Here is a 14,041-nt window from a genome sequence, read left to right on the forward strand (position 1 = left end):
ATTTACCTTGACTTTGAGATAACATCTCATATTTATCAAAAGAAAAATAAGATATGAAAAAGCGATTTTCTTATAAAATTATTGGTGCTCAAGTAGATGCACTATCTATCCTTGACTTAAATTCATTGATTAAAGAATCTATTGATCGGGATGAAAAATGGATTATTGCTAATCACAACTTACATAGTCTTTATCTCTTCCATAACGATCTAAAAATGCAAGCTTTTTATTCCAAGGCAGAATATACCCATATTGATAGTATGCCTTTGGTGTTTATTGGAAAGCTATTGGGTTTTCCAATTAAACGCGAACAAAGAGTAACCTATGCTGACTGGGTATGTCCTCTAATGGCAGAAGCTGCTACTAAAGGCTGGCGTGTATTCTATTTAGGTTCAAAGCCAGGAGTTGCTGAAACAGCAGCAAATATTTTATGCCAGAAATTTCCTGGTTTACAGATTGCTTGCGCTCATGGCTATATTGATATAGATAAAGATAGTCAAGAAAATCTCGCCACTGTAGCTGCAATTAATGCTTACAAACCTCATATATTAATGGTGGGAATGGGTATGCCACGCCAAGAGTATTGGATTTACGAAAATCTTGAACATCTTCATACCAATACTATTTTGACTAGTGGAGCCTGTATGGACTATATAGCAGGAGCAATACCTACTCCTCCTCGCTGGATGGGAAAGGTGGGATTAGAATGGTTGTATCGCTTGTTGTCTGAACCGAAAAGACTTTGGAGACGTTACTTACTAGAGCCTTGGTTTGTTGGCACATTATTTTTACGAGAAATTTGGAGTATCTCAAGTAAACGAAAAAAAAATAACCTCCTGGTATTTATAAGTACGAAATTTCAAAAGTTCGTAGCTTGATCGAGTCTCTTAGACTCTTACCAGTAGGTCGCTCAATTTGTCACGAATTTATGAAATGTTGTACTAAGGTTTAATGATTGATTAGTCAGGAAGCCTTATTCAACTTTCATAATCGTGAATAACTAAAAATATTTGCATTTATTTTGTTTAGAATAATACTTAAAAATCCTATAGCAGTTCCCGGCATAGTGAGGTACATTTTCAAAGCTACTAAGCTTGGTAAACAAGATTTGGGTGTACCTCAGTTGCTGAGTAAATACTATGTTTATGCCTAAGTGGAGTATTAAGTTGATTCCTGAAAAGCCTGGGCTATAGCATCGCGAGCTGGTTTAGATTGCAGGTTCTCATCGAAGGGAAGCGGACGCAGAAATTTCCAGAGACTTGGATTGTTTCTAAAGGTTTTTCTTGGCATCCATTCAGGGTGACGTATCCAGGTATGACGGTCGGTAAGTCCCCATGTAATCACAGTATCGACTTGATTCTCAAAGCACAGGTCAAGATATCGCTTGTAACTATCGGCTACCATTTGGTCTAGGCTTTTGATACTATCGGGTAGCGGGGTATCAATGATAATATCTAATTCTGTAATTATTGGTTTCACTTCAAGATCGTTAAGCCGTTTTAAGACCGAATTAAGTCCTTTCTCGTCAAAAGGATATGCAGTAGAAAACCATAGATGTGATTGGAGACCTGCCCCATCAATTTTTACGCCACTATTCTTCAGATATTCGACCATTTTTAAGAAACGATCTGATTTCCATGTAGCGCCTTCGATGCCGAAATCGTTTAAGTAAAATTTCTTGCTGTTATCAATTGAAGCGGCAATTAAAAATAAGTCTCGAATCAATTCTGGTTTTACCCCTTTACGCAAACCGATTGTTGCATTATCAGTTTCATTTTCACTATCAGCAATAATTTCATTGGCAATATCCCATGACTTTAAAACGGGACTATTGCGATAATGCCCCATGACTCCTTTGACATGGCGTTCGATCATCTTAAGTGTAGGAGGGTATGTTGCCCAGTCTGGTCTTCCCATATGCCAGAAAAGAGTATGCCCGTGCAATTCTATCTTATGTTTTTGGCAGAAATTAGCGATCGCATCTGCTGATTCAAAGGTAAATTGTCCTGGCTGTGGTTCAGTGGCGTCCCATTTTAATTCACCATTCGGTGTCACAATCGAACATTCACGAGCCATGAGGTCCGCGTAATCCTTATCTTTGAGCAAAAATTCACTAGAAATTGCTGCACCATAACGCTTTCCTTTGGCGGCAGCTAATTGCCGAAGGGGAGAATTTAAATTTTTACTTGTATAATCTGCTGCAATAGCATTCGTGTTTTGGTCTTGTTTTTGGTTATCCTTTTGTAAAAACCCCATAGTTAATAAGGCAGAAAGGGTTGTGTATCCTGCTCTCCTTAAAAAATTTCTCCGATAAGTCATAAATTACACTTAATAAAAAATCCATTGATTATTATTTTACCGTATAAAAATATATTGATTCTTATTTGACCATTCTACCTCCAGAATTTACGGAGTTTTTCCAAATCAAATCATAGTTTCATACTTAAGTGGCAAAGATGAAAATTGAGAAATATTACATCTAGGGCAAAACTAGATTAAACTATAACGCATGTTCGATTTAGATCGAAAGTTATGGGGTGATGAAACAATTGATTTTATGGAACAATGTGCGTTATTAGGCAAAATGCTTACGGCATATTTGCCGCAACATAGGGTAATAGTGAAGAGTTAGATTTGATAACTAAATAACAAAATATTTATCTTTAACAATTATTAATTATTTGATATTTATTGATGGCTAATAATTTGTTTATCCGCGATTAACTCAGTAGATAAAAATTTTATAGAGAGTAAAAAATATTGTTTAAAAGCTATCAAAAAAGCTTTTAATAAAGGGTTAGTTGCATTAGTAATTGCAGCTACTGCTATTACGGGTGGAATTATTGTTTATGGGATTTCTCAGTTTGGGTTAGTTGGTCAACCTGAGAAATCTGAGCCAGTAGAAACCACGCCCAAAAGTCAAAAAGTGGCTGCGTTAGGACGACTAGAACCGGAGGCTGAGGTAATTAGCTTGTTTGCGCCCTTGGCATTGGATGGCGATCGGGTTAAAGCCGGACAGGTGGTAGCAATTTTAGATGCACGCGAGCGATCGCTTGCAAACTGCTGTACTACAAGCCCAACAACAAGTCAGAGTTGCTCAAGCTAAACTCGCTCAAGTGCAAGCTGGAGCAAATGCAGGAGAAATTCAGGCCCAGCAGGCAAGTGTTGAACGTCTCCAGGCCCAATCCCAAGGAGACAGAATAGCGCGAAGCTAGCTAAAGAACAAGGATGTACGATTTTGCTAGTTACCCACGACAATCAATCCTCGATATTGCCGATCGCATCATTTATATTATATGGAAGATGGTCAACTGAAGACTGGCAGCAAGTAATACCAATTCGTAGTTCGTCAAACTTACTTAAGAATGGCTGTTTAAAAGTCATTTATAAAGTCAAACTCAAGATAAAGTCGAATTTAGTAAGCAAAATACCTAATTGCTTTCTCAAAATACTTAAATGCTTTCTCAAAATACTTCAATGCTTGCTCATTTCAGTAGATTCAGCAAGTAAAAAGGCATATTGCTTTATCAAAATGCTTAAATGCTTTCTCATTTCGGTAGATTCAGCAAGCAAAAAGGCATATTACTTTCTCAAAGTGCTTAAATGCTTTCTCATTTCAGTACATCGCGCATTCATTTTGGCGTATCGTTGAGCCATTAGCTAGCGATGTCTACGACGGGCTACGCCTACGCCTTCAATTCATTCAACAAGAATCCTGCAACGGCTGACTGTACTAATATAGTTGTGTAAATTAGGTTTCTAACTCTTGTGATGTCAACTCAGTTTTCATGGACTAAACAGTGGTATCCTATTATTCCTTTAAGCTACTTAGATAATTTGAATCCTACTCCTATCACTCTTCTGGGGAAAAAATTGGTGATTTGGAGAGACAAAAATCAAAAGTGGATAGTAATGGATGATGTTTGTCCTCATAAGTTGGTGCGACTATCTATGGGAAGCGTCACTGAAGATGGAAACTTAATGTGTAGACATCACGGTTGGTGTTTTGATGGTGAAGGTAAATGCACTAAAATTCCCATGTTGGCTGGTAGCCAAGCAGAAGTAACTGCTTGTGATAGTTTCAGGTCAAGAGTTACAACATATCCTACACAAGTTATCCAAGAATTGCTTTGGGTATGGGCAGATGATAGTTCAACAGCCTTTGAGGATTGTAATTCAAAGCAGCCAGCTACCATCCCTGCATCAGAACTAGATATATCTTCCTCCTCCTGGCAGATGACAGAAGTTCCGGTTGGTTACACTGTGTCTGTTGAAAGTACTTTTGATCCTTCTCATGCAGAATTTCTTCATGAAGGAATAGGTCTTTTTTCACCTAAAACAGCTGTGCCTATGGAATATTTTGAATCTGTTGGAGAAATATCTGCTCAAGAAGGTTTTACTCTCAAACATCAAGGCTACAATCTCTTCAACAAAGATATGGAGGCGATACGAAAGTTTACTCCACCCTGTTCTAATACTACTATATATCGTTACCCCAACGGCAAAACTAATATTTTTCAGTTGTATTTTGTTCCTACACAACCAGGTTATTGTAAGTATATTGGCAAGTTGATTTCTGATGGAAGTGCAGTTAAAAGAAATTTTTGGTTTAAGATTCTCCCAAAGGATTTACAAACTGGGTTACAGCACTTATCCACATACAAGCTAAGTGACCAAGATTTATCAGCTATGCATTCGCAGGAAGTGAATCAGTCATCATTAGATAAAAAATGGCAAAAGGCATACTTTATGCCTTCTCCTTCTGACGTAGGTATTATAACTTTCAGAAAATGGCTAGATGAATTTGCTGGAGGTAGTCCTTCATGGCAAGGATGCCAAGAAGGCAGTATTAAACAATTGAATGATGAACAACTATATGACCGATGGCATAGACATACAAAGCATTGCCCAAGTTGTCGTAATTCTGTGGTTTTTCTAGAAAAGGTACAAACCTTTAGTAATATTGGCATTCTGGTATTTGCACTATTAACACTAGTTTTTGTTTCAATAGGTGTGAACGTAAGTCTAGTGATTATATCAACAATAATTGCATTCTTGAGTTATTTTTTATCAGATAAATCTAACAATATCAAACAACTTTTTTTTAGTAGTATTCCCCAGAGAGGTTTACCTTTGGTTAAACTTTATGGCAGCAATAAGAAAATCTATGAATAAGGAATCGCCTCAGTTCATCAGCCATATTGTTTCCAGTTTGCGGTCAATTGAGGGAATTATAGCGATCGCACTGGGTGGTTCGCGGGCACGAGGCAACCATACCCTAAAGTCAGATGTAGATTTGGGGATTTATTACAATCCAGAAAAACCGCCCGATTTAATTGCTCTAAATCGCCTCGCCTGTGAGCTTGATGATAACCATCGCGTAAATTTGATTACTGCGATCGGCGAATGGGGAAAGTGGATTAACGGTGGTGGTTGGCTAAAGGTTCAAGGTGTAGGTGTGGATTTTCTCTATCGCGATTTGGTGAAGGTAAATCGTGTCATTGATGATTGCCATAACGGACGCATTACTATTGATTATCAACCAGGACACCCTCATGGGTTTGTGTCCTCTATTTATATGGGGGAAATTGCTCTTTGTCAGCCACTTTACGACCCCGATGGTGTTTTAGAAGCTTTGAAGGTAAAAACAAAACCGTATCCAGTTGGGCTGAAACAGGCAACTATTGATACTTTCGCCTGGGAAATAAGTTTTTCGCTGTTGGTCGCAAAAAAGGCGATCGCACGCGATGATGTTGTTTACGCAGCAGGTTGTTGTTTCCGCAGCGTGGCGTGTATGAATCAGGTTTTATTTGCGCTCAATGAAGATTACCTGTTGAATGAAAAGGGAGCAATCGCAGTTGCTAATAGGTTTGCTATTTGCCCGCAAAACTATCAACAACGGCTTGAGCGAGCGTTTGCACTTTTAGCTGCCGATGCAAAATCAATAACTGAAGCGATCGCGATTCTTGAGGCGATTGAGGATGATTTGAGTCAATGGTATGGAAATCGGCGATTAGTAATGTAATATTCCCGTCCCTATACCCCACAAAAAAGAATAAATTATCTAAAAGTCTTTTAAAACAAAGACTTTGGTCATTGAGTACATTATTAATACATATTAATAGATGCAGTATTGCAGATGAGATATTAATAGATGCAGTATTGATTGAAAGTTAATTTAAGAGCCTAAAGGTATCAACAAACTATGCTTTAAACACGGAGTAAATCCTACCGTGAAATTTTTAATGCAAATAATACACTTACTTTCTAGTACTGGCTATTTCTGATTCTTATATTCACGTGTTCTGAATAATGCAGCTTAAAGGCGGGGACAAAAATCATATTATGAACAAAACCTTTGCAACCATCGACGGGAATGAGGCTGTCGCCCGTGTTGCTTACAAATTAAATGAAGTGATTGCCATTTATCCCATCACCCCCTCTTCAGCAATGGGTGAATGGGCAGATGCTTGGTCAGCAGAAGGTCGTCCCAACCTCTGGGGTACTATTCCTAGCGTCGTGCAGATGCAGAGCGAAGGGGGAGCGGCTGGTGCTGTACATGGGGCTTTGCAAACAGGTTCTCTGAGTACCACCTTCACGGCATCTCAGGGATTATTGTTGATGATACCCAACTTCTACAAAATTGCTGGTGAGTTGACTAGCGCCGTGGTTCACGTTGCCGCCCGCTCTTTGGCTACTCATGCTTTATCAATTTTTGGCGACCATAGCGACGTAATGGCAGCTCGTGCGACTGGCTTTGCTCTGCTGTGTTCCGCTTCGGTGCAAGAAAGCCAAGATTTTGCTCTTATTGCTCATGCTGCTACTTTAGAGGCGCGAGTCTCCTTTATGCATTTCTTTGATGGCTTCCGCATATCACATGAAGTGCAGAAAGTCAAACTGCTTTCAGATGATGATTTGCGATCGCTCATCCACGATAACTTAATACTCGCTCACCGCAGCCGCGCCCTTACCCCAGATCGTCCAGTATTGCGCGGGACTGCCCAAAACCCCGATGTCTACTTCCAAGGACGTGAAGGTGCTAACCCTTATTACAACGCCTGTCCAGAAATTGTCCAACGGATCATGGATGAATTTGGAGAACGCACGGGAAGGCATTATAAAATCTATGAATATTACGGCGCTAAGGATGCCGATCGCGTTATCGTTCTGATGGGTTCAGGTTGTGAAACCGTCCATGAAACAGTAGATTACCTGAACGCCCGTGGTGAAAAACTTGGTGTAGTGAAAGTGCGACTTTACCGCCCCTTTGATGTCCAAAGGTTTGTTGCAGTATTACCAGCTAGTGTACAAGCGATCGCAGTTCTCGACCGCACCAAAGAAGCAGGTAGCGCTGGTGAACCTTTGTATTTAGATGTAGTGGCTGCTATTCATGAGGCGTGGGGAGATAAAAGAGCAGGGGGAGCAGGGGAGGCTGGGGGAGAAAATACTTGCTCATCCCCTAAAGTCGTTGGTGGTCGTTACGGTCTTTCTTCTAAGGAATTTACTCCGGCTATGGTGAAGGGCATTTTTGACAATCTTGCTCAAGCTAAACCGAAAAATCACTTTACGATTGGGATTAATGACGACGTTAGTCATACTTCTTTGAGCTTTGACCCTAATTTCTCTACAGAATCGGATAATGTTGTTCGGGCAATGTTCTATGGGTTAGGTGCTGATGGTACAGTTGGCGCTAATAAAAATTCTATTAAGATTATTGGTGAAGAAACTGACAATTACGCCCAAGGCTACTTTGTCTACGATTCCAAGAAATCTGGCTCGATGACTGTCTCTCACCTCCGCTTCGGTAAAGAGCCAATTCGCTCTACCTACTTGATTAACCAAGCTAACTTTATTGGTTGTCATCACTGGGGATTTTTGGAACGCATAGATATTTTGAAGTCTGCTATTCCTGGAGCAACTTTGCTGCTTAACAGTCCTTATGATGCAGATACCGTTTGGGAATATCTGCCGCTAAAGGTGCAGCAGCAAATTATCGATAAGCATTTGAAATTATATGTGATTAATGCTAGCCAAGTTGCCCGTGACAGTGGCATGGGTGGCAGAATTAACACCATTATGCAAGTATGCTTCTTTGCTTTAGCGGGTGTCTTGCCGCAAGAAGAAGCGATCGCTAAAATCAAACAAGCAATTGACAAGACTTATGGTAAAAAAGGTGCAGAAGTTGTCCGTATGAACCTGCAAGCTGTAGACAACACCTTAGACAACTTGCATAAAGTAGATATCCCACAAACAATCCACATTTCTAACTCCTCACTTCTAACTCCTAACTCCTCACTTAACTCTGCTCCCGAATTTGTGCGAGAAGTTCTGGGTAAAATCATGATTTGGGAAGGTGATGACTTACCTGTTAGCAGACTACCATTTGATGGTACTTTTCCTGTAGGTACTGCCAAGTGGGAAAAACGTAACGTTGCCGAAGAGATACCTGTATGGGAACCGGATGTCTGCGTTCAATGCGGTAAGTGCGTCATGGTTTGTCCCCACAGTGCCATCCGTGCAAAGGCTTATCAAGCGGATGAGTTAATTAATGCACCAGCAACCTTTAAATCAACTGGTGCAAAAGATAAAGACTTTGCCAATCAAAAATTTACCATTCAAGTTGCCCCAGAAGACTGCACGGGATGTACGATTTGTGTAAATATTTGCCCTGCTAAAAATAAATCTGAGCCATCGCTGAAAGCAATTAACATGGCAAAGCAGTTGCCTTTACAAGAGCAAGAGCGGAAGAACTGGGATTTCTTCTTGAATTTACCTAATCCTGACAGGCGATCGCTAAAATTAAATCAGATTCGTCAACAACAACTGCAAGAACCTTTATTTGAATTCTCTGGTGCTTGTGCAGGTTGTGGTGAAACACCTTATCTAAAATTATTAACACAATTGTTTGGCGATCGCGCCGTCATTGCCAATGCAACAGGTTGTTCTTCAATATATGGTGGGAATCTTCCTACAACTCCTTGGACAACTAACGCCCAAGGACGCGGCCCCGCGTGGTCTAATAACTTATTTGAAGATAACGCCGAATTCGGTTTTGGCTTTCGTCTTTCCCTCGACAAACAAGCTGAGTTTGCGGCACAATTGTTGCAACAACTGGGAAGTGGGGAAATAGTTTCTGAGGATTTAGTTCAATCTATTCTCAAAGCTGAACAAAAATCTGAGGCTGACATTTGGGAACAGCGCGAAAGAATAGAACTGTTGCAGCAGAAGTTAGATGAAATCGTAACTTTCGATCCTAATCTCAAATCTAAAATCCAAAATCTCAAATCCCTTGCAAATTACTTGGTGAGAAAAAGCGTCTGGATTGTTGGTGGTGATGGTTGGGCTTATGATATTGATTTTGGTGGTATCGATCATGTAATTGCTAGTGGTCGAAACGTCAACATTTTGGTGATGGATACAGAAGTGTATTCTAATACAGGCGGTCAGTCTTCCAAAGCCACGCCACGAGCCGCAGTTGCTAAATATGCCGCTAGTGGTAAGCCAGCACCTAAAAAAGACTTAGGGATGATTGCGATGACCTACGGAAATGTCTACGTAGCAAGTGTAGCCCTTGGTGCTAGAGATGAACATACCCTGAAAGCATTTTTGGAAGCAGAAGCTTATGATGGGCCATCACTGATTATTGCTTACAGCCATTGCATAGCCCACGGTATCAACATGACCACAGGGATGAATCATCAGAAAACTTTGGTAGAATCAGGTCGTTGGTTGCTGTATCGGCATAATCCAGAGTTGCTTAACCAGGGTAAAAATCCATTGCAATTGGATATGCGATCGCCTACGCAATCTGTAGAACATTCGATGTATCAAGAAAATCGCTTCAAGATGCTCACCAAGAGTAAACCCGACGTTGCCAAACACTTATTAGAACAAGCCCAAGCTGAAGTAGATACACGTTGGCAAACGTACCAATATCTGGCAAAACGCGATATTCTCTGAATATTAACCCTAATTTTAGTTATAAAAATTGCGACTTAACTAACTCAAGTCGCAATTTTCGTTATAAAAACCCATTTTTTTTGTTACAAACATCAGAATTTTTGTTACAAAAAACCATTTTGGTTACTAAATTCATTATTTTTGTGACAAACATTAGAATTTTCGTTATAAAAAAACCATTTTGGTTACTAAATTCATTATTTTCGTGACAAACATCAGAGTTTTCGTTACAAAAGCACCATTTTAGCTACTCAAATCGTTATTTTCGTTACTAACGCTATGGTTTAAGGTGTGTTGAACCCAAACTTTAGTCAACAAACGCGCAAATGTTGGGTTTCATTCCTCAACACAATCTATAAAAAGAGTGCAATGTCTACGATGGACTGTGACGCTCGAATGCAAGAGCCTGTTGCAAACCAGACTCACTAACGCAACTCTTGGAGACGCTGCGTGTAGCTTGTTTCCCCGTAGAGATACGCTATCGGTGACGTAAAAACTTTATATAGCACTTCCTAAAATTCACTATAACTTTATCAAAATCACACCCAGCCTCTTGACAATGCTTAGATATTTATAAGAGTATTTAAGTGATTTAACGGTTATCAAAGTAATTTTTGCTTGCAAAGTCAGATCGGTTAACTAGCTGACACCAAAAGAGCACTATCAATACAATTCGTAATTGTAATCTTGTAATTCGTGATTAAATTTTATAATTACGAATTACAATTACGAATTACAAATTATTCAATTACTGCGATCGGTCAGATGTGGCAGCAGAGAGGCATCAAAGAGAGTAAGCGGGGAAATATTAATAGATAGCTCAATTTTAGAAGAGAGCAGGTGCGATCGCCCAATCTACAACGCAGTAACAAATTGACAATTTAATGGCAGTGCGGTAAAGGCTGGAAGAGCAAATTAGATTAGGATTTTCGTAAAAAATTCTGACCAAGCAGCTTGGTACTCAGCCTCATAGTACAGATTGGTGTAAATGAGCCACCCTTATAAAATGTCTAAAATCCTTATGCAATGGGAATTACGAATTACCCGTTCATGCAGCGTCTTGTAGAGAAGCGGTACAAGTGTCTTTGCTAATGACCAAGGACAAATAACTTATAAAAACTAAACTGGAGACATGATGGCAAATTCAACTTTTAACCTTTTAAATCTCAACGCCACTCAGGGCTTTGCTATTAACGACATCAATAAAGGTGACAGTGCACGAAGTTCTGTCAGCAATGCGGGAGACATAAATGGCGACGGCATCGACGATGTGATTATCGGGGTATTCCTTGCTTCCCCCAACGGCTTATACAGTTCAGGGCAGAGCTACGTGGTGTTTGGCAGCAAAGGCGGTTTTGATGACGAATTCAGCCTTTCCTCCCTCAACGGCACCAATGGCTTTACTATCAACGGCATCAATGAAGGTGACTTATTAGGCTCTGTCAGTAATGCCGGAGACATCAACGGCGACGGCATCGACGATGTGATTATTGGTGCACGCTCTGCTGACCCGAACGGCTCCAATTCAGGGCAGAGCTACGTGGTGTTTGGCAGCAAGTCTGGTTTTGATGCCCAATTCAACCTCTCTACCCTCAACGGAACTAATGGCTTTACTATCAACGGCATCAATGAAGGTGACTTCTCAGGCTGGTCTGTCAGCAGTGCCGGAGACATCAACGATGACGGCATCGACGACCTGATTATCGGGGCAGGCTATGCTGACCCTAACGGCTCTAATTCAGGGCAGAGCTACGTGGTGTTTGGCAGCAAGTCTGGTTTTGATGCCCAATTCAACCTCTCTACCCTCAACGGAACTAATGGCTTTACTATCAACGGCATCAATGAAGGTGACTTCTCAGGCTGGTCTGTCAGCAGTGCCGGAGACATCAACGGTGACGGCATCGACGACCTGATTATCGGGGCATTCCTTGCTGACCCCAACGGCTTCGGTTCAGGCTTCGGTTCAGGGCAGAGCTACGTGGTGTTTGGCAGCAAGAACGGTTTTGATGCCCAATTTAACCTCTCCACGCTCAACGGCACTAATGGCTTTATTATCAACGGCATCAATCAAGAAGACCGTTTAGGCTCGTCTGTCAGTAGTGCGGGAGATATCAACGGCGACGGCATCGACGACTTGATTATCGGGGCACCAGATGCCAGGCCCAACAGCAATTACTCAGGGCAGAGCTACGTGGTGTTTGGTAGCAAGGGCGGTTTTGATGCTCAATTCAACCTCTCTACCCTCAACGGCATTAATGGCTTTACTATCAACGGCACTAATATAACTTACTACTCAGGCTCGTCTGTCAGCAGCGCGGGAGACATCAACGGCGACGGCATCGACGACCTGATTATCGGGGGAGGATTGGGTTTAGGGGAGAGCTACGTAGTGTTTGGTAGCAAGGACGGTTTTCGTCCCCAACTCGACCTCTCCACCCTCAACGGCACTAATGGCTTTACCATCAAAAGCGCCACAGGTAGCTTATTTAGCTCCGCTGTCAACAGCAGTGCGGGAGATATCAACAGTGACGGCATCGACGACCTGATTGTCAGCACACTATATGGCGACTTCAGCGGACCTTTTTATAACTCATTGCAGAACACCTACGTGGCGTTTGGCAACCGCGCTCCCGTACTCGATCTCAACGGCAATTCAGAGGGAATTGATTTTAGCACTACCTTTAGCGGTACTCCCGTCTCCATCCTCGATCGCAATTTCACCCTAAGTGACAATAATACCACTACCTTAGCTGGTGTCACCATTACCATTACTAATCTTTTTAATGGCGCAGCCGAAAGTCTTAATGCCACTGCTATTGGTAACATCACTTCTACCTACAACCCCACCACGGGCACTCTCACCCTGAGCGGCACAGATACCATTGCCAATTACCGACAAGTTCTTAACAGCCTTACCTACAATAATACTGCTGCCGCTACTGCTAACACTACAATTGAGTTTGTCGTTAATGACGGGCAAGGTTTTAGTAATACCAGTGCAGTAGCAACTACCACCTTGGGTATTGTCCAGAAATTCATCACGGGAACTAAGAGTGCAGATATCCTCATCGGCACACTCAACAACAATATTATCGATGGAAAAGCTAGTAACGATATCCTCACAGGTAACGGTGGTCAAGATAAATTTATCTTTCTCCCTGGCGATGGTATCGACACCATCACGGACTTTGGCGGCATTGGCAAAGGCACAAATCCTTCATCAGGGGTGATTTCTCAAGTTGACACGCTGAACTTTACAGGATTGGGATTGACTGCTAAAAATCTGCAATTAACTCAAAATGGTAACAATCTAGAAGTCACTTTTGAAGATATCGCCAACACCAAAGTCATCCTGCAAGACTTTCAACTAGAATACTTGGATAATTTACCAGTATTAGGTAGCAGAGCTGCGATCGGCAATATCCTGTTTGATGGACAGACCAGCATCGCTGACAGTTTTGATGTCTTCGATGCCAACTCCACTCAAACTAACTTGTTTAATAAGAACACGGTGACATTCCTCAATGACCTTAACAATAACATCACAGGTTTTGACGATTCCAATGATGTGATTAATGGTCAGGGAGGTGATGATATCATCAACGGCAAGGGTGGCAACGATTTGCTACGAGGCGGCGCTGGTAATGATACCCTCATTGGTAATGATGATACCTTCATTGGTAGTGAAGACTATGATACTCTCGTTGGCGGTGCAGGTGCTGATAGATTTGTGTACAAAAAGGATTTTTCCAAACTTTCTCCTTCTACTTTTGTAGTAAATACCATTAGTGACTTTAATAGTTCTGAAGGTGACAAGATTGTACTGGATATAACTTTCTTTAATGCCATTACCTCTGTTGCGGGAAATGGTTTTAGTAATACCAGTGATTTTCAAGTCACTAATTTAGCAGGCACTAGCACGGCGAAAATTGTCTATGACGCTGTGAGTGGGCAGTTGTTTTACAACCAAAATGGCAGTGCGGCTGGTTTTGGCAGTGGTGGTCTATTTGCAACTCTAACCGGTGCGCCAACTCTCACTGCATCAGATTTTGTCTTGCAAGTGTAGTTTGTCCAAAACACG

The 14,041-nt window shown here is 41.3% G+C and carries 6 protein-coding genes and 2 pseudogenes; 7 read left to right on the forward strand and 1 reads right to left on the reverse strand.

What is annotated here, in order from left to right; all coding sequences use genetic code 11:
- Positions 1-53: 53 nt before the first annotated feature.
- The gene (locus RMX89_RS15690; RefSeq protein ID WP_322689543.1) at positions 54-878 is read left to right on the forward strand and encodes a WecB/TagA/CpsF family glycosyltransferase; all 825 of its coding nucleotides are present in this window, start codon (positions 54-56) and stop codon (positions 876-878) included.
- Positions 879-1,161: 283 nt separating this feature from the next.
- Here the strand turns inward: RMX89_RS15690 and RMX89_RS15695 are convergent, their stop codons facing one another.
- Entirely contained in the window at positions 1,162-2,319 is a 1,158-nt protein-coding gene (locus RMX89_RS15695) for an endo-1,4-beta-xylanase (protein WP_322689544.1), read from the reverse strand.
- 424 nt (positions 2,320-2,743) lie between these two features.
- Between RMX89_RS15695 and RMX89_RS15700 the strand changes: the two are divergent.
- The 6 genes and pseudogenes from RMX89_RS15700 to RMX89_RS15725 all read left to right on the forward strand — a co-directional run.
- Positions 2,744-3,203, forward strand: a pseudogene (locus tag RMX89_RS15700) (HlyD family secretion protein); the annotation flags it as partial.
- A gap of 5 nt (positions 3,204-3,208) precedes the next feature.
- A pseudogene (locus RMX89_RS15705) lies at positions 3,209-3,332 on the forward strand (ABC transporter ATP-binding protein); the annotation flags it as partial.
- A gap of 439 nt (positions 3,333-3,771) precedes the next feature.
- A complete protein-coding gene (locus RMX89_RS15710; protein WP_322689581.1) occupies positions 3,772-5,175 on the forward strand; it encodes a Rieske 2Fe-2S domain-containing protein in 1,404 nt (467 codons plus the stop codon).
- Positions 5,168-6,025 (forward strand): nucleotidyltransferase domain-containing protein, encoded by an 858-nt coding sequence (locus RMX89_RS15715; RefSeq protein ID WP_322689545.1) that lies wholly within the window; start codon positions 5,168-5,170, stop codon positions 6,023-6,025. The genes RMX89_RS15710 and RMX89_RS15715 overlap by 8 nt, the downstream gene beginning before the upstream one ends.
- A 320-nt stretch (positions 6,026-6,345) precedes the next feature.
- Positions 6,346-9,960: a pyruvate:ferredoxin (flavodoxin) oxidoreductase gene (gene nifJ / locus RMX89_RS15720; RefSeq protein WP_322689546.1), complete on the forward strand. Its 3,615-nt coding sequence runs from the start codon at positions 6,346-6,348 to the stop codon at positions 9,958-9,960.
- A 1,132-nt stretch (positions 9,961-11,092) separates the two neighbouring features.
- Entirely contained in the window at positions 11,093-14,026 is a 2,934-nt protein-coding gene (locus tag RMX89_RS15725) for a hypothetical protein (protein WP_322689547.1), read from the forward strand.
- The last annotated feature ends 15 nt before the right edge of the window (positions 14,027-14,041 follow it).

It is taken from the genome of Nostoc sp. DedSLP04, assembly GCF_034530775.1.
Lineage (GTDB): Bacteria > Cyanobacteriota > Cyanobacteriia > Cyanobacteriales > Nostocaceae > Nostoc.